Consider the following 24986-nt stretch of genomic DNA (forward strand, 5'->3'; position numbering starts at 1 on the left):
AAGTTACTTCGCCGTCATGAAAATATATTTTGCTGTGCATAAGCAATCCTGGCGCCAGGCCGTCTTGCTTGAACAGCATTGTTTTGACAAACCCCGTAGACTGGCATAGTGTGGAGTAGCAAGCACGATCAACGGTGGATAAACGCATGAACATGGATAGCGACAGCGCCGCCAAGGGGGCGGACGAACCGGACTGGCTGGTCGATGAGCCGTTGGCACGGGCAGACGCGGCGGCAGAGCCTGCCACCGCGGCGCCATGGCGCGTGCTGATCGTCGATGACGATGTCGACGTGCACGTGGTGACCAAGTTCGCCCTCAGCCAGGCCAGCTTCCAGGGCCGCAGGCTGAGCTTTTTGCACGCGTATTCGGGCGCCGAGGCGCTGGCCTTGCTGCGCGGCACACAAGATATCGCCGTGGTGCTGCTCGATGTGATCATGGAGACTCAGGATGCCGGGCTGCAAGTGGCACGCCAGATCCGCGAAGAGCTGCACAACAGTGCCGTACGCATCATCCTGCGCACGGGCCAGCCGGGCCAGGCGCTGGAACACCGCATCATCATCGATTACGATATCAACGATTTCTGGTGCAAGACCGACCTCACCACGCGCAAGTTGTTTACCACCGTGATCGCCTCGCTGCGTACCTACGCCACCCTGCGCGAAGCGGAGCAGCAAGTCGCCGAACTGGCCGCCGCCCTGGCCCAGTGCGGCGAAACGCCAGCGGCGCCGGCCGGCGGCACGCCCTGAACGCGGCCACTACTTTCAGTCATAAAAACAAGAGCACTGGATAGGCATACAGGCTTGTGCCATGCCCCATTTTGGCCCATCTTGCGCGCCGATGGCAGGCGCTGGCCCGTCCCATTTTCCTAAGTGGCGGATTGTTAAGCGCTTTTTCAGATATCCACACGGACTGTGGATATCTTTGTGGATAAGGGCCTATTGACAGCCTTCAAAGCCACAGCCCGTGCGGCTTTCAATAAACTGCTCAATCAAACAGCAAAAATAAAATCCATTAAAATCAAATACTTAGAAACTCACACATAATCACAAGAAAATTATTTCGCCAATTTCGTTAGCTCATCATTTGTGCATAACTGAGCCGTAATGAACAATCCGACAACACCGGACTGACGCTGCCGGCAACACAGTTGCCGCGAGGATACTCAGTGCACGGCCTGGCGGCGCTGCTCCGGATGCAGCAGCACGCGCTCGATCAGTTCAGGGGCGACATTGTATGACTTCAGGTATTCCAGCGCGCACAAGGTACTGAAGGCAGCCTGCACGGCGATGCCCAGATCGACGATATCGGACATCTTCTGATCGACCCGCGTATGCAGCATCACGGTTTTGACGGGCATATGCAGCGTTTCTGTGGAATGAGGCATGATGGATGACTCCTGCGAGAAAGTGACGATGGCGGGATACAGCGGCGGGGACCGGCACCAGCGTAGCCAGCGCGGAAAGTGACAGCGAAAGTATTGCCGAAAAACGCGCGATGTCAATGCCAGCCAGCTATTGCAATGCAGTTTTTTTCAGGGATGCAAGGCCGCGCACTTTAAGACAGGTCAAACGCCGCATGCGGCACCGGCCTACCATGGGGTTTGCCCGCCATCGCGCAGCACCCGCCCCGCCCGGCACAAGGAGACACGACATGAATACAACACCGTATCCTGAGCAACATCCTGGCGATATCGCCCCGCCCGGCACGCCCGGTACGGGCGAAAACGTCTGCACCCATTGCCGTGGCCGGGGCACCATGGACGACGGCCAGCCTTGCGCCATGTGCGGCGGCACGGGCGTGGTCATCGCCGGCGTGGGTGGCGGCTAAAGGCAGGGAGATAGGCATGGACAAGGCGCGGCAGGCACGGCCATAATCATGCATGCCCGCCGCCCCATCCACTCCCCAGCCCGACCAGCCCCGTCCCCAGCCGGCCTCGCTTGCCGACCTGTTCTTCTCGTTCACCTGGCTGGCCCTGCAAGGCTTTGGCGGCGTGCTGGCCGTGATCCAGCGCGAAATGGTGGAGCGCAAGCGCTGGCTGACGCAGGAGGAATTCCTCGAGGACTGGGCCGTGGCGCAAATCATGCCCGGGCCGAATGTCGTCAACCTGTCGCTGATGGTGGGCGGGCGCTATTTCGGCTTGAAAGGCGCGCTGACGGCGCTGGTCGGCATGCTGGCCGTACCCCTCGTCATCGTCCTGCTGCTGGGCGTGCTGTACACGCGCTTTGGCGACAACCCGCAGATGGCGGGCGCCCTGCGCGGCATGGCGGCCGTCTCGGCCGGCATGATCGCCGCCACGGGCGTGAAGCTGGCCACCGCACTGGCCAGGCATCCGCTGCCCCTGTGGCTGACCTTGTCCATCACCGTGCTGGGCGTGCTGATGGTGGCGATCTTCCGCTGGCCCCTGCTGTACATCCTGCTGGGCCTGGGCGGCATCGGCTGCCTGCTGACGTACCGGAAGCTGCCCGCATGACGCCGCCATTGCAACTGGCCTTGAGCGCGGGCGACTGGCTGAACCTGTTCGGCCACTACCTGATGCTGTCGCTGATGTCGATCGGCGGCGCCATTTCCACCACCTCCGAAATGCACCGCTTCCTCGTCGAACAGCATGGCTGGCTGACCCAGGCGCAATTCAACGAGTCGATCGCCATCGCGCAAGCCGCCCCCGGCCCCAACGTCCTGTTCGTCGCCCTGATGGGCTGGAACGTGGGCATGAATGCGGGCAGCTACACGGCCGCGTATCTCGGCGTGTTCATCACGATGGTGGGTATCATGCTGCCCAGCACCACCCTCACCTACGTGGCGGCCCAGTGGGGCTACCGCAACCGCGACCTGCGGCCCGTGCGCGCCTTCAAGCAGGGCATGGCGCCCATCGTCGTCGCCCTCCTGATTTCCACGGGCATGATCTTGGGCGGAGCCAACCACGACATCCACACGGACTGGCCCCTGTGGAGCCTGTCCATCGTGGCCGGCCTGATCATCTGGCGCACGAAGATCCATTTATTGTGGCTGCTGGCGGCTGGCGCGGTGCTGGGGTGGCTGCAGCTCGTTTAAGCTACACGGCCAGATGGCGCTTCACCTCCTCGCCATCCATCTGTTCCGCCTTGCCGCTGGCGACCACGCTGCCGCGCGACAGCACGATGAAGTCGTCGGCCAGTGCGCGGGCAAAATCAAAATACTGTTCGCACAGCACGATGGCCATGTCGCCCCGCTGTTTCAACAAGGAAATAACGCGGCCGATATCCTTGATGACGGAAGGCTGGATGCCCTCCGTCGGCTCGTCAAAGATGATCAATTGCGGCTCGGCCAGCAGGGCGCGGGCGATGGCCAGCTGCTGCTGTTGCCCGCCAGACAAATCGCCCCCGCGCCGCTGCAGCATCTCTTTTAGTACGGGGAACAGCTCATACACGTGGGGATCGATGCGCGAGGCCAGCCTGCCCCGCTTGCTCGCCATGCCCATCAGCAAGTTTTCCTCGACTGTCAGGCGCGCAAAGATGTCGCGTCCCTGCGGCACGTAAGCGATGCCCAGCTTGGCCCGTACATGCGGCGCCAGCCGGGTGATGTCGCGCCCATGGAAGACCACCTTGCCCTGCGCCACGGGCAGCACGCCCATCAGGCATTTCAGCAAGGTCGTCTTGCCCACGCCATTACGCCCCAGCAAGGCCAGGCATTCGCCCTTGCGCGCCGACAGGTCGATGCCGCGCAAGGTGTGCGAGGAGCCATAGTATTGATTCAATTGTTGCACTTCGAGCATGGCCTGCGATCTCCCCTTATTATCTTCCCAGATAGACTTCGATGACGCGCTCGTCGGCTTGCACTTCGTCCATGCGCCCCTGTGCCAGCACGGAACCCTCATGCAGCACGGTGACGATGCCTTGCTGGGCGATCTCCGTGACGAAACCCATGTCGTGCTCGACCACCATGATGGAATGCTTGCCGCGCAATTCATTGAGCAGTTCCGCCGTACGCGCCGTTTCCGCATCCGACATGCCGGCCACGGGTTCATCCAATAAAATCAGCTGCGGCTCCTGCATCAGGAGCATACCGATTTCCAGCCATTGCTTTTGCCCATGCGACAGTAGTCCGGCCGGCCGCGCTTCGTGGCCGTTCAGGCGGATCAGGCGCAAGATCGCTTCGATCCTGCCCGCCTGCTCGGACGACAAGCGCGCAAACAGGGTGGGCGCCACGCGCTTGTCCATCTTCATCGCCAGTTCCAGGTTGTCGAATACCGTGTGCTGCTCGAACACGGTGGGGCGCTGGAACTTGCGGCCGATGCCTGCGTGGGCGATTTGCGCTTCCGTCATGGTGGCCAGATTCATGGTCTGGCCGAACCAGGCCGTGCCGGACGTGGGCCGCGTCTTTCCCGTGATGACATCCATCATCGTCGTCTTGCCCGCGCCGTTCGGGCCGATGATGCAGCGCAACTCGCCCACGGAAATATCGAGGCTCAGCTTGTTGATGGCCTTGAAGCCGTCGAACGACACGCTGATGTCTTCCAGATACAAAATCGCGCCATGGGTCGTGTCGACGCCCTCGCCTTTTACGCGCGCATACGTGGCGCCAGCCTCGGTGCCGGCCATGCCGGGCAACATGCGGATGCTCATGCGGCCTCCTCTGCCACGGCGGCGACTTTTTTACGTTTGAGCTTGTTCAAGACACCGAGCATGCCTTGCTGCATGAACAGCGTCACGCCGATGAACAGCAAGCCCAGCGCAAACAGCCACAATTCCGGCAAGGCGGCCGTGAACCAGCTTTTCAAGCCGTTCACGGTGAAGGCGCCCACAATCGGACCGAGCAAGGTACCGCGCCCGCCCACCGCCACCCACACGACCATTTCGATGGAGTTGGCAGGCGACATCTCGGACGGGTTGATGATGCCCACTTGCGGCACGTACAGGGCGCCGGCGATGCCGCACAGCACGGCCGACAAGGTCCAGACGAACAGCTTGAACCACAGCGGGTTGTAGCCGAGGAACATCAGCCGCGCTTCGCTGTCGCGCACGCCCTGCAGCACCCTGCCCAGTTTCGAGCGGACGATGGCGCGCGCGCCGATCAAGGCGGTCAGCAGGAAAGCCAGGGTCAGCAGGAACAGCACGGCCCGGGTGGCGGGTGCCGTGATGTTATGGCCCAATATCGTCTTGAAATCCGTGAAGCCGTTGTTGCCGCCAAAGCCGGTGTCATTGCGGAAGAACAAGAGCATGAAGGCATACGTCATCGCTTGCGTGATGATGGAAAAATACACGCCCTTGATGCGCGAACGAAACGCGAAATAACCGAAGACGAAGGCCAGCACGCCCGGCACCAGCACGACAAGGGCCATGCAGTACCAGAAGTGTTCCGTGAAGGCCCAGTACCACGGGTAGGTCTTCCAGTCGAGAAAGACCATGAAGTCGGGCAAGCTGCTGCGGTACTGGCCCTGGTCGCCGATGGCGCGCATCAGATACATGCCGTGCGCATACGCGCCCAAGGCAAAGAACACGCCGTGGCCCAGCGACAAGATACCCGTGTAGCCCCAGACGAGGTCCAACGCCAGCGCGGCCAGTGCATAGCACATGAACTTGCCCACCAGCGCCACCGTGTAGGCGGACACATGCAAGGCATGGCCTTCGGCAAACGCCAGATTAAACATCGGCAACAGCGCTGCCAGCACGCTGCAGGCGGCAATCGCCAGCCACACGGGCCGCGTGAACAGGCCCTGTTTGATCGGGTAGGAGGTAGTCATTCGACGCTGCGTCCCTTCATGGCAAACAGGCCCTGCGGCCTGCGCTGGATGAAAATGATGATGAAGACGAGAATGGCGATCTTCGCCAGCACGGCGCCCGCCACCGGTTCAAGGAATTTGTTGACTTCGCCCAGGCCCAGCGCGGCGATCACGGTGCCGGCCAGCTGGCCCACGCCGCCGAGCACCACCACCATGAAAGAGTCGACGATGTAGCTTTGCCCCAGGTCCGGCCCCACATTGCCCAGCTGCGACAGGGCCACGCCGCCCAGGCCCGCGATGCCGGAACCGAGGCCGAAAGTGAGCATGTCGACCTTGCCCGTGGCCACGCCCACGCAATCGGCCATGCGGCGGTTTTGCGTAACGGCCCGCACGAACAGGCCCAGGCGCGTCTTGTTGAGGATCAGCCACACGGCCACCACGACGACGACGGCGAAGGCGATGATGGCCAGCCGGTTGTACGGCAACACGAGGCCGCCCAGTACCGTCACGCCGCCCGACATCCAGGCCGGATTGGCCACTTCCACGTTTTGCGCGCCGAATATCGTGCGGACCAGCTGCATCAGGATCAGGCTGATGCCCCAGGTAGCCAGCAGGGTTTCCAGCGGCCGGCCGTACAGCCAGCGGATCACCGTGCGTTCGAGCGCCACGCCCACCAGGCCGGCAACAAAAAAGGCGGCCGGCAAGGCGGCCAGCAGGTAGGCATCCTGCAGGCCCGGCAGGTAGGCGCGGAAGAACAGCTGGCATAAATACGTCGTGTACGCGCCTATCATCAGCAATTCGCCATGCGCCATATTGATGATGCCCATCAGGCCGAAGGTGATGGCCAGGCCCAGCGCCGCCAGCAGCAGCACGCTGCCCAGCGAGATGCCATAAAACACGTTGCCGGCCAATTCCATGCGCGCCACTCGGCCCTTGATCTGGCGCATGGTGTCGATGGCCGCCAGCTGCACGGCTTCGTCGGGTTCGCCGCCCTGCTCCAGCATGGCTTGCAGCACAGGCAGCAGGCGCGCATCGCTGCTGCCCGCCAGCGCCTGCACGGCGGCCTTGCGCGTGGCGGCGTCGGGTGCATGCAGGTTGGCGCTGGCGATCAGCACTTGCAATAGTTGTTGAATTTCAGCGTCGCTTTCCCGCGCCAGCGCGGTGCGGATCAGGGGGAGCTGCGCGGGGTCGACCGCCTTTTGCAAGGCTTGCGCGGCGGCCAGGCGGGCGCTGCGCTCCGGCGCCAGCAGCTGCAAACCCGACAAGGCGCCTGCCACAGCCGCGCGCAAGCGGTTGTTGACCATCACGCCATCGATGCCGTCGGGCAGCGGCACGTTCCGTCCGATTGCCGGGTCAACCGCCTGCTCGCCGTCAACGATGTATACCTTGCCGTCGGGCGCGGCGTACAAGGCGTCGTCCTGCAGCGCTTGCAGCACCTTGGCAGCCTCGGGCGTGGCGAGGGCGGCGATCTGCGCCACGGCGGCGACCCTGGCGTCGGAATCGTCGCCGGCCAGCAGCTTGAGCAGGTCGGGAGGGATGGCGGCCTGCGCCAGCGAGGATAGCAACAGGCAGGCGAGGACCAGCAGTTTGGGGAGAAGCTGCATGTGCATGGATTCCATGTAGTAAAGCCGATGTCTTGATAGGTATCCTTCCCCCAAAGACAAGGACAGGGGTCAGACCCGCCGGGTCTGACCCCAGCTCTTTGCCTGGGGTTGCGGCGACGAATCGACGCGCAAGCTTTTTACAGCTTCTGCTTGCCCTCATTGCCCTTGATAAACGGGCTCCACGGCTGGGCGCGTATCGGTTCCTTGGTTTTCCACACGACATTGAATTGCCCATCGGCCTTGATCTCGCCGATCATCACGGGCTTGTGCAAGTGGTGGTTCGTTGCATCCATGGTCAGGGTGAAGCCCGATGGCGCCTTGACGCTCTGGCCCGCCATGGCGGCGATCACCTTGTCCGTGTCCGTCGATTTCGCCTTTTCCACGGCTTGCGCCCACATGTGGATGCCCACATAGGTCGCTTCCATCGGGTCGTTCGTCACCACAGAACCCGCGTTCGGCAGCTTTTGCGCCACGGCGTACGCCTTCCACTGCTTGATGAAAGCGGTATTCACGGGGTTCTTGACGGATTCAAAGTAATTCCACGCCGCCAGATGGCCGAGCAAGGGTTTGGTATCGATGCCGCGCAGCTCTTCCTCGCCCACGGAAAACGCGACGACGGGCACGTCCGTGGCTTTCAGGCCCGCATTGCCCAGTTCCTTGTAGAACGGCACGTTGGAATCGCCATTGATGGTGGAAATGACGGCCGTCTTGCCGCCAGTGGAAAACTTCTTGATGTTGGCAACGATGGTTTGATAGTCGGCGTGGCCGAACGGCGTGTAGACCTCGCTGATATCGCTATCCTTGACTCCCTTGCTTTTCAGAAAGGCGCGCAGGATCTTGTTGGTGGTGCGCGGATACACATAATCCGTGCCCAGCAGCACGAAGCGCTTGGCGCCGCCGCCATCTGTGCTCATCAGGTATTCGACGGCGGGAATCGCCTGCTGGTTGGGCGCGGCGCCCGTATAAAACACATTCTTTTCCAGCTCCTCGCCCTCGTATTGCACCGGGTAAAACAGCAGGCTGTTGAGTTCCTTGAAGACGGGCAAAACCGACTTGCGCGACACGGACGTCCAGCAGCCGAATACCACGGCCACCTTGTCTTGCGCTACCAGTTGTCTCGCTTTTTCCGCGAACAAAGGCCAGTTCGACGCGGGGTCGACGACGACGGCTTCCAGCTTCTTGCCCAGCACGCCACCCTTGGCATTGATCTCGGCAATCGTCATCAGCGCCACATCCTTGAGCGATGTTTCGGAGATGGCCATGGTGCCCGACAGGGAGTGCAAGATGCCGACCTTGATCGTATCAGCGGCCAGGGCTGCCTGCATATAAGTGGACGTGGCCAGGGCGAATGCGCCGGCGGCGGCCGCTTTCAGGATGATGCGTCGTGACATGGGGACTCCTGTGATGGGTTCGTGGGGTCGAGCTGGGCCTGCCATGTTGTTAAAGCAGAATGCGTGCCAGCGCCTACAGCTGTCCGCCATGGTGCACGCGGCGCTCGCCGCACGAAAAAAAACCTGGCTGCACAAGGACTGTGCAGCCAGGTTTCAAATTGCCGTAAAACGGTGCGCCGGAGGCTTTAATCCTTGCGCGGCAAGCCTCTCAAGCGGCGCCAGCCCTTGCGGCCCAGCGGGAACAGCAGCACGAAAGCGATCAGCCACGGCAGGATGTAAGCCATGGCCGTGATGGCGTTGGCCACGCCTTCCGACAGGTTGTCCGTGAAATTGCCCAGCGCACGCTTGACGGGGCGCCAGAACGATTGCTTGCCTTCAGCGCTGATCATTACGTTCAGCAAGTCCGTGTCGATGCGCTGCATTAATAGCGCATTGGCCGCCGTCGCCTGCTCCAGCTCCACTTGCACGGTGGCCAGCTCCTTCGTCACCTTGATCAGGGCGTCGACGTTCGCGCCAGAGCGCTTTTCCAGGTCTTGCAGCTGCGCCTGGTACTGTTTCAGCATCTCCAGGCGCTTCTTGCTGTCGAGCACAGGACGGCCCAGGTCTTCCACCTTGGTGCCCTGGCTGGTGACGTCGCCTTCGGCCGCGACCAGCGCGACGAGCTTTTTGATGCCGGCCGGCTTGGCGCGCATGCTGATGCGCGCATGCACGTAGCGGCCGCTGTCGAGGCTGGAATCGAACAGCAAACAGCCGTTTTCCGTATCGGCCTTGCAGGCGGCGACCACTTTTTCATACAGAGGCCGCACTTGCGCCTCGCTCGTATCGACGCTGACATTGTGTTCATAGGCAAGAAACTCGCTGCCTTTTTCCTTGCCGTCGAGACGCGCGGCGCTCGATTGCCCGCCGCTCTCGCCCTTGCCGCCGCAACCGGCCAGCAGCAACAGGCCGAACAGACCAAGATACACTTTTTTCATGATTTCTTTCTGAGATTATTTTTTCAGCGGCAACAATTCGATATCGGGCAAGTGCGCGGCCACATCCTGCACGGTCGCATGGCCGGTCAGCGAGGCGATCACCTGGGGCAGCGGTGCCGGCCAGATTTCCGGCAGATCGCGCTCTTCCGGCGCTAGCACGGGGAACGCCAGTTGCTCCTGCGGCGGCGTGAAGGCGGCATTGACCCCGGGCTTGTTGCCCCGCGCATCGATGCGGTACCAGCCAAATTCTTGCAAGTACACGGCATTCAAGCCGTGCAGGCAAAACGGCGGCCCGATTTCGCCCACCGCCAGGCGCTGGTAGCACAGGCCGGCGGGAATGCCGTTGGCGCGCAGCAGCGCGGCCAGCAGATGGCTCTTCGCATAACAGTAGCCCGTGCCATGCTGCAACACGTCGGAAGCGCGGCAGGTGACGGGATTGCGCTGGTAGTCCCAGCTGTGGGCGACTTCGTCGCGCACGAAGGCAAAGCAGCGGGCCGCGATGGCGGCGTCGCCCACAGCGCCTGCCGCCAGTTCGGCCGCCTTGGCGCGCACGGCCGGATGATCGCTATTGATATACAGGCTGCTGGCTAGATATACGGAAAAGTCGGGGGAAAAGTCGGTAGACATGGCATAAAGGCAATGCGAAAAGATAATGCGCGATTTTAGTCGAAGCGGCGCAACATTCAGCGTTTCTTTGCGCAGGAACAAAGAAAATCCACGCCTCAGGCTCGCTGCGCGGGGGCCGGTGACTTTGGCGCCGGCCCGGTAGCTGGTATCATGCGGGCAAACGCAGCCGGCCATATTGGCGCGGCACATGCACTACCCTGCGAAGCGGCCCCGCCACCGGGCGCGCCGCCGACGCCTCCCTACAGATCAGAGAAACGAGTTCCCTATGAGCACCTCATCGTCCCACCCATCGTTCTGGCGCCGTGTCCCGCTGGCCTTCGGCGCCTTCTTCAACACCCTGTCGGACGCCGCCTATGCGGCCCGCGTGGAAAAGCTGTCGCTGCCCGAGGCCGCCCCCGTGGCACCCGTGGCCCCTGCTCCGGCGCCCGTGCCGACGCCGGCAGCCGTCCCCGTCATTTTGAAAGAAGCGACACCGGACGCGGCCCTGCAATTGCTGGCCCTGCTGCAACGCGAAGCGCGCTTGATCGACTTCACCCAGGAAAACCTGGGCAGCCATGCCGATGCCGACATCGGCGCGGCCGCCCGCGTCGTGCATGAAGGCTGCGCCAAGGTCATGCGTGAATACTTCACCATCGACGCCGTGCGCCAGGAAGCCGAGGGCAGCCGCATCGTGCTGCAGGAAGGTTTTGATTCCGCGCAAGTACGCCTGACGGGCAACGTGGTCGGCTCGGCGCCGTTCACGGGCACCCTGAGCCACCGCGGCTGGCGCGCCTCCAGCGTGCGCCTGCCTAAACTGAGCGAGCAACACGATGCCGCCATCCTGGCGCCAGCCGAGGTGGAACTGTGAGCGATCAAGCCAACAACACCCCGCGCTACGCCATCGGCATCGACCTGGGCACCACCCACAGCGCCCTGTCATATGTGAACCTGGTCGAGAGCGACGGCGAGCAATCCAGCCACGGCGTGCTGAAAGTGCCGCAACTGTCGGCACCGGGCACCGTCGAAGAATTGCCGCTGCTGCCGTCCTTCGTTTACCTGCCGCACGCCGACGAAGTGGCGGCGGGCGACCTGGCCCTGCCCTGGGTCACCGAGGAAGCCGAAGCGCCGTTTGTAGTGGGCGAAATGGCTCGCAGCCGCGGCGCCACCACGCCGATCCGTTTAGTGTCCAGCGCGAAAAGCTGGCTGTGCCATCCGGGCGTGGACCGCCGCGCAGCGATCCTGCCGAACGACGCGCCGGCGGAAGTGGCGCGCATTTCGCCGATCACGGCCGCCACGCGCTACCTGACGCATTTGCGCCAGGCCTGGGACAACGCCCACCCGCAAGCGCCGTTCGCCGAGCAGGAAATCACGGTGACGATACCCGCCTCGTTCGACCCGGCCGCGCGCGAGCTGACGATGGAAGCGGCGCAGGCGGCCGGCTACACCTCGCTGACCCTGCTGGAAGAGCCGCAGGCGGCTCTGTACAGCTGGATACAGACCAGCGAAGGCCGCTGGCGCAAGGAAGTCAAACCGGGCGACATCATCCTCGTCGTCGACGTGGGCGGCGGCACCAGCGACTTTTCGCTGATCGCCGTGCTCGAGCGCGACGGCGTGCTGGAACCGCACCGCGTGGCCGTCGGCGAACACATTCTGCTCGGCGGCGACAATATGGACCTGGCGCTGGCCCACCTGGTGGCGCGCAAGCTCGCCGCCAACGGCACCCAGCTGGACGCCTGGCAAATGCGCGCACTCACTTATGGCTGCCGCAGCGCCAAGGAAAGCCTGCTGGCCGACAGCGGCCTCGATGTGGCACCGATCGTCGTGCCGAGCCGCGGCTCGAAACTGATCGGCGGCTCCATCCGCACGGAACTGACGCGCGCGGAAGTGTCCACCTTCATCCTCGACGGCTTCTTCCCGCAGGTGGAAGCGTCGAGCCGCCCTGCCGTGCGCACGCGCGCCGGCCTGACGCAACTGGGCTTGCCGTATGCGCAGGACGCGGCCATCACGCGCCACCTGGCCGCCTTCCTGGGCCGCCAAGTGGCGGCGACCAGCGAACTGGAAGGTTTTGCGGGCCGCCAGGCGGAAGGCGCCAGCTTCTTGCATCCGACGGCCGTGCTGTTCAACGGCGGCGTCTTCAAGTCCGACCTGCTGGTCCAACGCATCATGGCGACCGTCAACGACTGGCTGTACATGGAAGGTGCGGAACCGGCGCGCATGCTGGCCGGGGCCGACCTGGACCTGGCCGTCGCCCGTGGCGCGGCCTACTACAGCTACGTGCGGCGCGGCCACGGCGTGCGCATCCGCGGCGGCACAGCCAGCGCCTTTTATGTGGCCATCGAATCGGCCATGCCCGCCATCCCCGGCATGGAACCGCCGATCCAGGCCCTGTGCGTGGCGCCGTTCGGCATGGAAGAAGGCAGCGAGCTGGAACTGCCGGGCCAGCAATTCGGCCTCGTCGTGGGCGAACCCGTGCATTTCCGCTTCTTCGCCTCGTCCACGCGCCGCAACGACCAGATCGGCGACTTGCTCGACTTCTGGGGTCCCGATGAATTGCAGGAGCTGAGCGAAATCCAGGCGACCCTGTCCGCCGAAGGCCGTCAGGCCGGCGACGTCGTGCAAGTCAAGCTGCACGCCAGAGTGACGGAAGCGGGCACCCTGGAGCTGCTGGCCGTTTCCCCTGACGGCGCCGAGCGCTGGAAGGTGGAATTCGACGTGCGCGGCACGCCGCAGCAATAAACATGGGCAACGCTGCGGGCAAGCCGGCCTTCCTGGTCGGCATCGACCTGGGCACCACCAACACGGTGGTGGCGTATGCGGCGGCTGGCGATGCGCAGGCAGGAATAAACCTGTTCGCCATCGAGCAGCTGGTCGCGCCCGGCGAAGTGGGCGCACGCCCCCTGCTGCCGTCCCTGCGCTACCACCCCGCCGCCGGCGAACTGGCGGCGGGCGATTTGCCGCTGCCGTGGCCGCAGCAGGAGGTGGAGCATGCCGTGCTGGGCGCATTCGCGCGCCAGCTCGGCGCCCAGGTGCCGGGCCGGCTGGTCACCAGCGCGAAGAGCTGGCTGTCGCATGCGAACGTGGACCGCCAGGCGCCGATTTTGCCGTGGGGCGCCGATGCCGACGTGGCCAAGGTCTCGCCCGTGGCGGCCAGCGCCAGCTACCTCGCCTACGTACGCGCCGCGTGGAATCACCGCTTCCCGCAGGCGCCCCTCGAAGAGCAGGAACTGGTGCTGACCATCCCCGCCTCGTTCGACGAGGGTGCGCGCGCACTCACATTGGCAGCGGCGCGCATGGCGGGCTTGCCCACCTTGCGCCTGGTGGAAGAGCCGCAGGCCGCCTTTTATGACTACCTGCACCGCCGGCGCGCCACCCTGCGCGCAGACTTGTCCAATACGCGCCGCATTTTGGTGTGCGACGTGGGCGGCGGCACCACCGATTTCAGCCTGATCGACGTGGATTTTGCCGACGGCGCACCGCAGCTCACGCGCAGCAGCGTGGGCAACCACCTGATCCTCGGCGGCGACAATATGGACCTGGCGCTGGCCCACCTGGTGGAAACGCGCATGGCCGCAGGCAGCGAAGGCGGCATGAAGCTGTCCGCCGCGCGCTTGTCGCAACTGATGGAGCGCTGCCGCGCCGCCAAGGAATTGCTGCTGTCGAGCGACGCGCCCGACAGCGTCACCGTGACCCTGCTGGGCGCGGGATCTCGCCTGATCGGCGGCAGCCGTTCCGCCGACGTCACGCGCGAGGAAGTGGCGGCCATGGTGGTCGACGGCTTCTTTCCGAAGGTGGAACTGGGCGACACGGCAAAAAAAGGCCGTGCCGGCATCGTTGCATTCGGCCTGCCGTATGCGCAGGACGCGGCCATCACGCGCCACCTGGCCAGCTTTTTGCAGCAGCATCAAGGGGCACTGCCCGACACCCTGCTGCTCAATGGCGGCGTGTTCCGCTCCGACGCGCTGGCGCGCCGCCTGGCCGAGACGCTGGCGCACTGGCGGGGCCAGCCCCTCACCATTCTGCACAACGATAACCCCGACGTGGCCGTGGCCTGTGGCGCCGTCGCCTACGCGCTGGCCCGGCGCGGCCAGGCGCCGCGCATCGGCGGCGGCTCGCCGCGCAGCTATTTCATCGTGCTGGGCGAGGCGGGCAAGGACCATCGCGCCGTCTGCATCCTGCCCCGTGGCAGTGCCAGCGGCGAGGAAATCCGCCTGACGGAGCGCCTGTTCGCGCTGCGCCTGGGCCGGCCCGTGCGCTTCCACCTGGCCACTTCCCTCTTTGAGTCGGGCACGCCACCCAAGCTGGGCGAGATCGTCGACCTGAACGCCGGAGAATACTTGCGCCTGCCGCCGCTGGCCAGCGTGCTGCACGCCAGCGACGGCAATGACAAGCGCGAGATCACCGTGCAGCTGGCTACAGTCATGACCGAGGTAGGGACTTTGGAAGTGCACTGCGTGGCCGAAGCCGATGCCGGCCAGCGCTGGCTGCTGGAATTCCAGTTGCGTGGCGAGGAGGAAACGCAGGCCGACACGTCCAGCGTGCCGCCGCGCGTGAAGGAAGCCATCGAGAAGATCGAGCGCATCTTCGGCGGCAAGGCGCAAAAGGTCGAGACCAAGGAAGTGCGCCAGCTGCGCCAGCACCTGGAACGGGGACTGGGCGGGCGCGAGAGCTGGGAGACGCCGCTGCTGCGCCAGCTGTTCGACGCCCTCCTGCTGCGCGCCCGTGGCCGGCGCCGCTCCGCCGAGCATGAGCGGGTGTGGCTGAACCTGGCCGGCTACTGTTTGCGGCCCGGTTATGGCGATGCGCTCGACCCGTGGCGCATCGAGCAGCTGTGGGCCCTGTTCGATGCGGGCGTCCAGCATCACAAGGACAACCAGGTGTGCGCCGAATGGTGGACCCTGTGGCGCAGGGTCGCCGGCGGCTTGAGCACGGAGCAGCAATTGCGCCTGCTCGACGACTTCGCCTTCAACCTGCAAGCCGATGCGGCCCAGCGCGGCAGCCGCCCCGTCACCCTCGTGAACGGCAGCGACGACGACATGCTGCGCCTGGGCGCATCGCTCGAGCGCATCCCCGGCGCCTACAAGGCCGAAGTGGGCGCCTGGCTGATCAAGCGCCTGCAAAAGGCTGATAAAAGGGGCGAAGCGGCGGACACAAATACCCTGTGGGCGCTGGCCAGGGTCGGCGCGCGCCAGCCCTTCCACGGCAGCGCGCACGAAGTGGTCGACAGCGCCATCGTGGCCGAATGGCTCACGATGCTGCTGGCGCTGGACTGGAAAAAAGTGGAACCGGCGGCGTTTGCCGCCGCCCACCTGGCGCGCATGACGGGCGACCGCTCGCGCGACATCGCCGACGACCTGCGGGCCACCATCCTCGCCCGCCTGAAAGCCGTGGGCGCACCGCCCCTGTGGCAAACGATGGTCAGCGAAGTGACGCAGCTGGATGAAACAGCTACCCGGCGCATGCTGGGCGAGGCGCTGCCGCCGGGCTTGAAGCTGATCGGCTGAAACCATGGCTCACGTAGGTCGGATTAGCGTAGCGTAATCCGACAATGCCACTATCATCCAAAAATAGGGCAATGGCGCGGCAGTGCGCTCGCCGACAGAATGCCGCGTCCTTGAGCGGCAACGACACGTCGGATTACGCCCGCTGGGCTAATCCGACCTGCTCGCCTTCCCTCCAGGCTCCTCCTCCTCGCTGCGCGAGCCCCGATAGCGCGGCAAGCCATCGTCGAGCTTCACCCACTCCAGCTGCGTGCCCGTATAGATATGGCTGTGCGGCGGCAGCTGTTCGGGATTGTCCAGGCTGCAGGTAGTCACGTCGACTTCATCGGGATAGGCACTGTCTTCAAAGGTCAGCTGCGTGCCGCAGCGGGGACAAAAGCTGCGCGTGCCATGGACGCTGGACGCATACGACATGGCTTGCCCCTGCCGCCAGCGAAAGTTCGCCCGTGGCACGCTGAACCAGGCGACAAACGGCGCGCCCGACGCGCGGCGGCACACGGAACAGTGGCAGGCGCTTTGATGAAAGCTGTCCGCGCCGGCGTCATAGCGGACCTCGCCACATAAACATCCTCCCGTCAGCATGGCATCCTCCTGCGATATGAAAAAGGCGCCCAGTTTAGCGCCGCCGCGGCGCCACGGTTTGCGCTATATCAGGGCGACGATCAACAGCAGCAGCGCCAGCGGCGCCTGCACCAGCACGATGCCCGGATGCGTGCGGCGCAGCTGGGCCCACACGGACAGGCCCGGCACTTCCTCGTGCGGGTGGTGGGCTTCGTCGCGCAGCGACATCGCGTGCAGGAACATGCCGGCGATCAGGGGCCCGGGATTGACCCACCAACCCTGCTCGAGCAAGCCGCGCGACAGGTAGATGGCCAGCGCGCCGATGGCGAACGGCGAAGCCCACACCAGCGCCAGCATCAGGCGGATGCCATAGAATTCCGCCAGGGTGCCCACGCGGTGCAGGCGGCTGAAATCGTGGTCTTCCATGCGCTTGTCGATGGCCAGCTCGGCGCGGCCGTACAGGGTCCACAGGCCGCCGAACAGGCAGCCCAGCAGCACGCCGATGACGATGTCGGCCGCGAACACCACGTATTTATTCACGTCGGCCGTGCCGATGCCCAGCGACGTGTGGGCGGCCGCGTGCAGGTGCAGGCCGGCCTGCTCACCTTCGGCCGTCGTATAGCGGTCGCGCACGTCATAGGTGCCGCCGATATACACGACATTCTTGCGTAGTGCATTCGCCGCCACGCCGGCCTGCCCATCGATCAGTTGTACGCGCGTGCGCGTGGGGTTCAGGAAGGCCGGCGCCACGGCGGCCGGGTGAAACGGCGCGGTGACGGCGTTCTGTTCGGCCGCCGCCCTGGCGTCGCCGTGGATGACGGGTTCGAACGCCCAGCGCGCCAATTCCTTTTCGCTGCCCGTGCGCCGCGCCAGCTGACACACGCGGCCGGCCAGCGCCAGCCCTTCCTTTTGCTCGGACAGGACGGCCGGCATGGGCTGCTGTTGCTCCTGCTCGTCGGCGCCATGCGCCAGCTCGAAGGCCACTGCCGCCAGCACGGGACTTTTCAGTTCGATACGCGTGACGGCGCCCATGCGCTCGCGGATCCGCGGGCTGGCGAAGTGGATGCCGGCAGCGCAGCGCGCGCGTATCCACGCCAGGTTCGCATTCTGATCCGATTGTTCGGGCAGGATCAGCACCAGTTTCCGGCCCTCGGCGGCCAGCCGGTCGAGCAGGCGGTCGAGCGGCCGCTCGCCATCCTTGTGTTGTTCATACACGGCCGGCGCCAGGTCCAGGTCGATGGCCAGCACCTTGCTGCCGCGCGCTGCGGCGCTGGCGATCACTTGTTCCAGGCGCGTGCGTTCCAGCGGTTCGCGCTCGTCGAACACCTGTTCGAACGCGGGCTGGTCTATTTCGATGATGCCGGGCCGGTAGGCGGCGCCCGGGTCCTTGCCCCGGTTCAGCAGTTGCCCCTGTTCCGCGCTGGCGCGCAGCATGGCCGCATCGAGCCATTCGAGCACGTGAAAACCTTCCAGCACCAGCATCAGCGCGGCGATCAGGCTGGCGCCGATCACGTGATGCAGCAGATGCGTGCCCGTCAGCTTGAAGGCCGAGCCCAGCTGGGCGACCGGCCACAGCAGGCGCCGCCACAGCGGGGGGCGCAGTTGGTCCGGCTGGCTGGTTTCCACGGTGCGTTCCCTTCGCGTGCGTTGCATGAATTATCATTCAAGCAACAAATGATGACGAAAGGATAGTATATTGCAGTTGTGCCCGTTCAGCCGCACTGCTGGCAACCTACTTCGGCTTGGCCAGCAGCAGCTTGCCCAGCGCTTCGAAGGCCGGCGTGGTGGTCGGGTCGTTCGCCGCATTGGCCGCCGTCGGCGTCGAGGAGAAGCGCACGATCACCATTTCCGCCTTCGGATCGACATAGATGCGCTGGCCGTACACGCCGCGCGCCATGTAGGCGCCATGGTCGTTATGCGTGACCCACCACATGTCGCGGTAGCTCCAGCCCTTGAGCAAATCGTAGCCGCCCTTGGCGAACAGCTGCTTGTCGCCGCCGCGGCGGATATCGTCGACGGCCGCCTTGGGCAAAATCTGCTGGCCGTTGTAGCGGCCATCGTTGCGCAGCATTTCGCCGAAGCGCGCCAGATCGCGCAAGCCCGCATTCAGGCCGCCGCCGGCAAACGGCGTGCCCGTCGAATCGACCGTCATGTAGGCATCCTGCTCGGCGCCCAGCTTTTGCCAGACATGCTCGGACAGGTAGTCGTTGACGTTCTGCCCCGTGACACGGGCGATGATCCAGCCCAGCACGTCGGAATTGACCGTGCGGTAGCCGAACGCCTCGCCATGCCGGCCCTCGTGCCGCACCGTCTGCAGGTACTCGAAATAGCTGCGCGGCCCCGTGTAATCCTTGGGCTTGGGCAGCGGGCTGCCGGCCGCCGCGTGCTGCCACACTTCCGCTTTCGGGTCCGCGTAATCTTCGCTGAATTGCAGGCCCGTGGTCATGTCGAGCACCTGGCGCACGGTGGCGTCGCCAAACGCGGACTTGGCCAGTTCCGGCACGTAATCGGCCACTTTTTTGTCCGGATCGAGCTTGCCTTCGGCCACCAGCGCCGCGCCCAGGGTGCCCATCACGGACTTCGTCACGGACATGGCGCCGTGCTGGCCGCTTTCCTTCAGCACGCCGAGGTAACGCTCATACACGATGCGGCCCCGGTGCAGCACCACGATGCCGTCCGTGTAGTTGGCGCCCAGCGACTGCTCCCAGGTCATCGTTTCCTTCGCGCCCAGAGGCGTGAAGCGCAGGCTGTCGATATCCGTGCGCAGCGCGCGTTTCAGGGGCACGGGTGCCTTCAAGCCGCGCGAGACATCCACCGTCGGCATCAGCTGGCGGAAGTGCGACACGCTCCAGCGCAGCTGCGGGAAATTGAAATAGCTGCCATCGTCGAAACGGATGATCTTGTCGGCCGGCGGCGGCGCGCCCACCATCCATTGCAATGCGGCCGGATCGCTGGCGGCGGCCGACAGCGGCGCCGTCGCCTCTGCCGCGTGGGCGCCGGCGGACAGCGCCAGGCAGGCGGCGGCCAGGGCCAGGCGTTTCATGCTGGGAAAATCGTTCATGCGATGCTCTCCTTGATAGACAGAATATTTAATAAACCCATACCACGTTCGCCAGCCATCCCCTCCAGGTCCTGGCCTGCCCGTTCACCAGCTGGTTCACGCCCGACTGCGCGAACGAGGCGCTGAAGCCCAGGGTCAGGTAGGTATTCGGGTTCACCACGCGCACGTATTTGACGAAGACGTCGTTGGCCAGCATCGGGCGCAGCACGCCGGCGATCACCAAGGGCGCGCCGCCCGGCACGTCGAGGCGCGTGGCCTGGCCGAACTGCAGCGGGCTGCCCATCTGGTTGGCCCGCACCTGGGCCAGGTAGGCGGTCACGGTGTCCTTCGGCGTCGGGTGCAGCTCGATGGTGGCCTGCAGCGCATTCACGTTGGCATTGACGAAGACCCAGGTCGCCTTGCTGCCCGAAGCCCAGGCGCCCGGCGTGCCTTCGAAGAACAGCGGATCGAAGCGCTCATTGCGCGCCGTGCGCGGATCGTCACCGAAAAAGCTCTGGTAGCCAAGCGTGAACTTCGGCGTCCACGCCACGTCGGGCAGGGAAAAGCCCCCTTCCGTGCGCCAGCCCCAGGCCCGCATCGGCTCGCGCGTATTCCACTCGCGCGCGGCATCGACGCCGAACCAGCCTTTCGACAGCACGGTGGGCAGCACGGGAACGCGCGCGTAGCCATACACGAACTGCAAGTCCTTGCGGCCGTCAGGCACGGCCAGCGGTGCGCCGATGCCGCCTGGCGCCGCCTGCGGATACGCCGCATGCGAACGGGGCACCTTGCCATACGCGACGCCGGCCTTGCGGTCGTTCGCGGGCGCGTAGCTGACGTCAACGCCGACGACGCGCGTGCCGCTATCGTTGTCGGGATTTTCATTCGGGTCGAGATAAAACGCCTGGGCGCTGAACGCGTCCTGGCTTATTCTGGCCACCACGGAATTCTGGAAAGCCTTGCGCGGCCCCAGTTTCAGCGCGCCGCGGTCAAAGCCGTTCGAGCCGCCATTGGCGATCAGCATGCCGGTACCCAGCGTGAAATTCTGCGCGCCGGCCGACACATCGACCATGGCGCGCGTGCCGCCGAGCGGCATGCGGATGCCGGCGACGAATTCCTCGATCGAGATGCGGCCCGTGTCGCCCGCGCCAAACGGATCGTGGCGCAAGGTGCCCGAGCCGACGGCGGACACGCGCGCATACAGCTGCTTGCCGTCGCCCACGTTGCGCTTGAAACCGAGCGCCGGCTTGACATAGAACTCGTACCAGTAGGGATTGAAATCGAAGCCGGGATTGCGCGCCGGCGTATTCGACAGCTTCCAGAACAGATTGCTCTCGCCGGCCACCTGCACGCCCGCTTCCACGGAACGCATCATGTGCCAGCCGGCGGCCATGGCCGGTTCAACGGCGGCGCGCCGGGCTACCTCTTTTTCCATGCTGCTCTGGCCATCGGGATCGAGCTGGCCGGCGGCGGCGCAGGCGGCGCTCCAGCCCAGCAGGGCCAGGACGAGTGAGCTGCGCACGGGGAACATCGCTTGCGTTGTCATAGGTATCCCTTGCGATAGCTGACCTCAGATTTGAACGGATGTTATCAGAGATGCTCTTTTTTATTGTTGTAAAGCATCCTATTGTGCGGCGCCAGGCGTTGAGACGAACGTCTCACGGCAGCCGATGCTGCAGCGCAGGATGCGCCATCCGGGGCTTCGTGCTACAAACGAAATACCATAAAGCAGATACCGAGATACCGGAGAGCGCCATGCCCTACGTCCGCCAGACCAGCCATATCGAGCGCGTGCGCGACCTGATCACCGGCCGCGTCGTCAATCCTGGCGCCGATACGGCCAGGCTGGCGTCGTCGTACCGGCGCTCGCTGGACGACTACCGGCTCGATCCCGCGTCCACCACCGGGCCGCGCATCCTGACGGGCGCCGAACTGCGCGCCATCCAGCAGTCGGAGGAAAATTTTCTGCGCTCCACGGGCCAGTGCCTGCCGCGCCTGCACGCCATGGTGCGCGAAGCGGGCTACTGCGTCATCCTCGCCAATGCGCGCGGCGTGACGATCGACTACATGGTCGACACGGACCAGCGCAAGGATTTCAAGAAGGCGGGCCTGTACCCGGGCTCGTGCTGGTCGGAAGAGGAAGAAGGCACGTGCGGCATCGCCTCCGTGCTGCTCGACCAGGAAGCGATCACCGTGCACAAGACCGACCACTTCCGCGCCGCCTTCACGGGCCTGACCTGCAGCGCCGCACCAATCTTTTCTCCGCACGGCGACTTGATCGGCGTGCTCGATGCCTCGGCCTTGAATTCGCCCGATGCGCGCGACAGCCAGCGCCTGGTGAAACAGCTGGTGCGCCAGGGCGCGACCCTGATCGAGGACGGCTTTTTTCTCACCTCCTATGGCCATTGCTGCATCCTGCTGGCGCACCGCAACCGCCACTTCGTGGAAGTGCAGCCGGAGATGCTGCTCGCCATCGACGAGCATGGCGACATCGTCGCCGCCAACCGCTGCGCGCGCGACGTCATCGGGGGCCTGGACGCCCTTCCCCGCCCCGTCGCCGAGGTGCTGGAAGTGCGCGCCGAACGGCTGTTCGATGCGCGTACGGGACACAATCTGCTGTCGCTGCGCCTGGCCGGCGGCGGCACCTGGCTGCACGCGCGCGTGCGCGCGCCGCTGCGCCAGGCCAGCGCGCGGGTACGCATCAAGAATGCCGCTCCCGTGACGCAGGACGCGCCGGCCTGCACGCCGCCGGAACTGGCCGAGCGCACGCGCATCGTCAACGCCATGAACGCCGCCAAATGGCGCCCGCTGCAGGCGGCCGCCATGCTGGGCGTCTCGCGCGCCACCCTGTACCGGCGCATCAAGCAGCTGCACATCGTGCCGCCGCACCGCCAGTAGGCATCCGGCAAGCTGAGATTTCCGTCTCATATTCCGCCATGCTGCGCTGCGGGATGCGGGTTCAAAACGCCAGTGTTACAACATCGTCAGCGGCAACACAGCCGCATCCCATCATAAAGTCAGCAGACTTGGAGGAGACACGATGCAAACCGAAATCAACCCGCACGACTTGGCCGTGGCCGGCATCCTGGAGCAGCTCGAAGGCTGTCTTCGCGCCAGCGACGGCACGGGCGCCGCACAGCTGTTCGAACAGGATGGCTACTGGCGCGACCTGGTGCTGTTTACCTGGAACCTGAAAACCCTGGAAGGCCGCGGGCAGATCGCCGCCATGCTGACCGCCCAGCTGGGCGCCGTGCAGCCGGTTGCCATCCGCATCGCCGACGGCGAACATGCGGTGGAAGCGGGCGGCGTGCTGCAAAGCTGGATCACGGTGGAAACGGACGTGGCGCGCGGCGTGGGCTTCATCCGCATCCGCGACGGCAAGATCTGGACCCTGCTCACCACCATGAGCGAATTGAAGGGTTTTGAGGAAGCCAAGGGCGGCCGGCGGCCCATGGGCGCCGAACACGGGGCGCGCACCAACCGCAGCAGCTGGCTGGAGCACCGCGAACAGGAAGCCAAGGAACTCGGTTACGCACGTCAGCCCTATTGCGTCATCATCGGCGGCGGCCAGGGCGGCATCGCGCTGGGCGCGCGCCTGCGGCAATTGAACGTCCCCACCATCATCATCGAGAAAAACGCCCGCCCCGGCGACAGCTGGCGCAAGCGCTACAAATCGCTGTGCCTGCACGACCCCGTCTGGTACGACCACATGCCGTACATCCCTTTCCCCGACAACTGGCCCGTCTTCACGCCCAAGGACAAGGTCGGCGACTGGCTGGAAATGTACACCAAGGTAATGGAGCTGAACTACTGGGGTTCGACGTCATGCGAATCGGCCAGCTTCAACGAGGCCAGCGGCGAGTGGACGGTGCAGGTGCTACGCGATGGCCAGCCCGTCACCCTGAAGCCGCAGCAGCTGGTGCTGGCGACGGGCATGTCGGGCAAGGCGAACATGCCGAAGTTCAAGGGCATGGACGTGTTCCAGGGCGAGCAGCAGCACTCGTCGCAGCATCCGGGACCGGACGCGTATGCCGGCAAGAAGGTGGTGGTCATCGGCGCGAACAATTCCGCGCACGATATCTGCGCCGCCCTGTGGGAAGCGGGCGTGGACGTGACCATGGTGCAGCGCTCGTCGACGCACATCGTCAAGTCCGATTCCTTGATGGACCTGGCACTGGGCGACCTGTATTCGGAACGGGCGCTGGCGGCCGGCATGACCACAAACAAGGCCGACCTCACGTTCGCCTCGATCCCATACAAGATTTTGGCCGACTTCCAGAAGCCCGTCTTCAAGGCCATCCGCGAGCGCGATGCGGACTTTTATGCGCGCCTGGAAGAACGTGGCTTCATGCTCGATTTCGGCGACGACGATTCGGGCCTGTTCATGAAATACCTGCGCCGCGGCTCCGGCTACTACATCGACGTGGGCGCCTCCGAGCTGGTCGCCGAGGGCAAGATCAAGCTGAAAAGCGGGGTCGGCGTGCAGGAACTGAAAGCCCATTCCATCGTGCTGTCCGACGGCACGGAGCTGCCCGCCGACCTCGTGGTGTACGCCACCGGCTACGGCTCCATGAACGGCTGGGCGGCCGACCTGATCTCGCCCGAGGTGGCGAATAAAGTGGGCAAGGTGTGGGGCCTCGGTTCGGCCACGACGAAGGACCCGGGCCCGTGGGAGGGCGAGCAGCGCAATATGTGGAAACCCACGCAGCAGCAATCGCTGTGGTTCCACGGCGGTAACCTGCACCAGTCGCGCCATTATTCGCAATACCTGTCGCTGCAGCTGAAGGCGCGCATGGAAGGGTTGAACACGCCCGTATATGGGCAGCAGGAAGTGCATCACCTGGCGTAAAGGCGATGCAACCCATGTAGGTCGGATTAGCGCGGGAAGCGCGTAATCCGACACCTTGTTGGCGGCTCATGTCGGATTACGCGCGGCGTTGCCGCACTAATCCGACCTACCGCCACCACCCACTCAAAAAAAATGGCGGCGGACCGAAGTCCGCCGCCATTTTTACGTCATGCAGCCAACGATTACTGCTTGATGGCTTCGATCGCAAACGTCAAAGTGACGTCATCGCTGACGGCCGGCGCATATTTGCCGGCGTTGAATTCCGAGCGCTTGATCTTGGCCGTGGCGTTGGCGCCGCACGCGTCTTTTTTCAGCATCGGGTGCGGTGCGCAATTGAACGAGGTGACGGTCAGGGTCACTGGCTTGGTCACGCCTTTCAGGGTCAGGTTGCCTTCCACGGAGGCCAGCTTGTCGCCGTCGAAATTGAACCTGGTCGATTTGTACGTGGCGACGGGATACTTGGCCGTGTCGAGGAAGTCTTCGCCCTGGATGTGCGAGTTGAACAGGGTCGAACCCGTATCGACGGACTTGGTGTCGATCAGCACTTCGACGGCGCCCGTCCTGGCGGCGCGGTCCAGGGTGACCTTGCCGGTGGTGTTATTGAAACGGCTTTGCTGCGTCGAGAAACCCATGTGGGTGTATTCGAAACGGGGGAAAGTATGGCTGCCATCGATGACATAGACTTCCGGAGCGGCAAAGGCGGACAGCGAGAAGCCGGCGGCGGCGATAAAAGCGAGCAGTTTTTTCATTGTAAATTCCTGTTTG

At 64.5% G+C, this 24986-nt stretch carries 22 protein-coding genes; 9 read left to right on the forward strand and 13 right to left on the reverse strand.

The features are described from left to right. Positions 1-146 precede the first annotated feature (146 nt). Positions 147-746, forward strand: coding sequence for a response regulator (locus tag D9M09_RS17105; protein ID WP_240453406.1), 600 nt, complete (start codon positions 147-149; stop codon positions 744-746). Between the two features lie 416 nt (positions 747-1162). On the opposite strand, the gene D9M09_RS17110 is transcribed toward D9M09_RS17105, so the two are convergent. Next, positions 1163-1384, reverse strand: a complete 222-nt coding sequence (locus D9M09_RS17110) for a hypothetical protein (RefSeq protein ID WP_121669973.1) — start codon at positions 1382-1384, stop codon at positions 1163-1165. 266 nt (positions 1385-1650) lie between these two features. Here D9M09_RS17110 and D9M09_RS29125 point away from each other — a divergent pair, with 266 nt between their 5' ends. From D9M09_RS29125 to D9M09_RS17120, 3 genes are read left to right on the forward strand one after another with little or no spacing between them, the layout of a single operon-like run. Continuing rightward, on the forward strand, positions 1651-1827 hold the full coding sequence (locus tag D9M09_RS29125; protein WP_162995736.1) for a hypothetical protein: 177 nt from the start codon (positions 1651-1653) through the stop codon (positions 1825-1827). 52 nt (positions 1828-1879) lie between these two features. Then, positions 1880-2470, forward strand: a complete 591-nt coding sequence (locus D9M09_RS17115; protein ID WP_121669974.1) for a chromate transporter — start codon at positions 1880-1882, stop codon at positions 2468-2470. Beyond that, on the forward strand, positions 2467-3051 hold the full coding sequence (locus D9M09_RS17120) for a chromate transporter (protein WP_121669975.1): 585 nt from the start codon (positions 2467-2469) through the stop codon (positions 3049-3051). The genes D9M09_RS17115 and D9M09_RS17120 overlap by 4 nt, the downstream gene beginning before the upstream one ends. Position 3052: 1 nt before the next feature. Here the strand turns inward: D9M09_RS17120 and urtE are convergent, their stop codons facing one another. The 7 genes from urtE to D9M09_RS17155 all read right to left on the reverse strand — a co-directional run bounded on the left by urtE (position 3053) and on the right by D9M09_RS17155 (position 10294). Further along, entirely contained in the window at positions 3053-3751 is a 699-nt protein-coding gene (gene urtE, locus D9M09_RS17125) for an urea ABC transporter ATP-binding subunit UrtE (RefSeq protein ID WP_121669976.1), read from the reverse strand. A gap of 19 nt (positions 3752-3770) precedes the next feature. Further along, positions 3771-4601: an urea ABC transporter ATP-binding protein UrtD gene (gene urtD / locus D9M09_RS17130; RefSeq protein WP_121669977.1), complete on the reverse strand. Its 831-nt coding sequence runs from the start codon at positions 4599-4601 to the stop codon at positions 3771-3773. Then, a complete protein-coding gene (gene urtC / locus D9M09_RS17135) occupies positions 4598-5719 on the reverse strand; it encodes an urea ABC transporter permease subunit UrtC (protein ID WP_121669978.1) in 1122 nt (373 codons plus the stop codon). The genes urtD and urtC overlap by 4 nt, the downstream gene beginning before the upstream one ends. After that, a complete protein-coding gene (urtB, locus tag D9M09_RS17140; protein WP_121671134.1) occupies positions 5716-7302 on the reverse strand; it encodes an urea ABC transporter permease subunit UrtB in 1587 nt (528 codons plus the stop codon). The genes urtC and urtB overlap by 4 nt, the downstream gene beginning before the upstream one ends. A gap of 137 nt (positions 7303-7439) precedes the next feature. Continuing rightward, positions 7440-8693, reverse strand: coding sequence for an urea ABC transporter substrate-binding protein (urtA, locus tag D9M09_RS17145; protein ID WP_121669979.1), 1254 nt, complete (start codon positions 8691-8693; stop codon positions 7440-7442). 185 nt (positions 8694-8878) lie between these two features. After that, positions 8879-9667: a DUF4349 domain-containing protein gene (locus tag D9M09_RS17150; protein WP_121669980.1), complete on the reverse strand. Its 789-nt coding sequence runs from the start codon at positions 9665-9667 to the stop codon at positions 8879-8881. Between the two features lie 15 nt (positions 9668-9682). Further along, a complete protein-coding gene (locus D9M09_RS17155; protein WP_121669981.1) occupies positions 9683-10294 on the reverse strand; it encodes a transglutaminase-like domain-containing protein in 612 nt (203 codons plus the stop codon). 265 nt (positions 10295-10559) lie between these two features. Between D9M09_RS17155 and D9M09_RS17160 the strand changes: the two genes are divergently transcribed. The 3 genes from D9M09_RS17160 to D9M09_RS17170 are packed head-to-tail and all read left to right on the forward strand — an operon-like array spanning position 10560 to position 15774. After that, positions 10560-11141, forward strand: a complete 582-nt coding sequence (locus D9M09_RS17160) for a DUF2760 domain-containing protein (RefSeq protein ID WP_121669982.1) — start codon at positions 10560-10562, stop codon at positions 11139-11141. Next, positions 11138-13009 carry an Hsp70 family protein gene (locus tag D9M09_RS17165; RefSeq protein ID WP_121669983.1) on the forward strand — a complete coding sequence of 624 codons (1872 nt, stop codon included), beginning with the start codon at positions 11138-11140 and terminating at the stop codon, positions 13007-13009. Before D9M09_RS17160 ends, D9M09_RS17165 begins: the two co-directional genes overlap by 4 nt. A 2-nt stretch (positions 13010-13011) precedes the next feature. Continuing rightward, entirely contained in the window at positions 13012-15774 is a 2763-nt protein-coding gene (locus tag D9M09_RS17170) for an Hsp70 family protein (RefSeq protein WP_121669984.1), read from the forward strand. Between the two features lie 147 nt (positions 15775-15921). Here the strand turns inward: D9M09_RS17170 and D9M09_RS17175 are convergent, their stop codons facing one another. The 4 genes from D9M09_RS17175 to D9M09_RS17190 all read right to left on the reverse strand — a co-directional run bounded on the left by D9M09_RS17175 (position 15922) and on the right by D9M09_RS17190 (position 20918). Next, a complete protein-coding gene (locus D9M09_RS17175) occupies positions 15922-16353 on the reverse strand; it encodes a GFA family protein (protein ID WP_070313205.1) in 432 nt (143 codons plus the stop codon). A 63-nt stretch (positions 16354-16416) separates the two neighbouring features. Beyond that, a complete protein-coding gene (locus D9M09_RS17180) occupies positions 16417-17985 on the reverse strand; it encodes a CHASE2 domain-containing protein (protein ID WP_121669985.1) in 1569 nt (522 codons plus the stop codon). A 79-nt stretch (positions 17986-18064) separates the two neighbouring features. Then, positions 18065-19393, reverse strand: coding sequence for a serine hydrolase domain-containing protein (locus D9M09_RS17185; protein ID WP_121669986.1), 1329 nt, complete (start codon positions 19391-19393; stop codon positions 18065-18067). 28 nt (positions 19394-19421) lie between these two features. Then, positions 19422-20918, reverse strand: a complete 1497-nt coding sequence (locus D9M09_RS17190) for an alginate export family protein (RefSeq protein ID WP_121669987.1) — start codon at positions 20916-20918, stop codon at positions 19422-19424. Between the two features lie 209 nt (positions 20919-21127). Between D9M09_RS17190 and D9M09_RS17195 the strand changes: the two genes are divergently transcribed. After that, on the forward strand, positions 21128-22270 hold the full coding sequence (locus tag D9M09_RS17195; RefSeq protein WP_121669988.1) for a sigma-54-dependent Fis family transcriptional regulator: 1143 nt from the start codon (positions 21128-21130) through the stop codon (positions 22268-22270). 142 nt (positions 22271-22412) lie between these two features. Further along, a complete protein-coding gene (locus D9M09_RS17200; protein WP_121669989.1) occupies positions 22413-24221 on the forward strand; it encodes an NAD(P)/FAD-dependent oxidoreductase in 1809 nt (602 codons plus the stop codon). Positions 24222-24403: 182 nt separating this feature from the next. Here D9M09_RS17200 and D9M09_RS17205 read toward each other — a convergent pair whose 3' ends face one another. Next, complete coding sequence (locus tag D9M09_RS17205) at positions 24404-24970, reverse strand: YceI family protein (protein WP_121671135.1); 567 nt, start codon at positions 24968-24970, stop codon at positions 24404-24406. Between the last annotated feature and the right edge of the window lie 16 nt (positions 24971-24986).

Origin of the sequence: Janthinobacterium agaricidamnosum, assembly GCF_003667705.1 — a bacterium.
GTDB lineage: Bacteria > Pseudomonadota > Gammaproteobacteria > Burkholderiales > Burkholderiaceae_D > Janthinobacterium.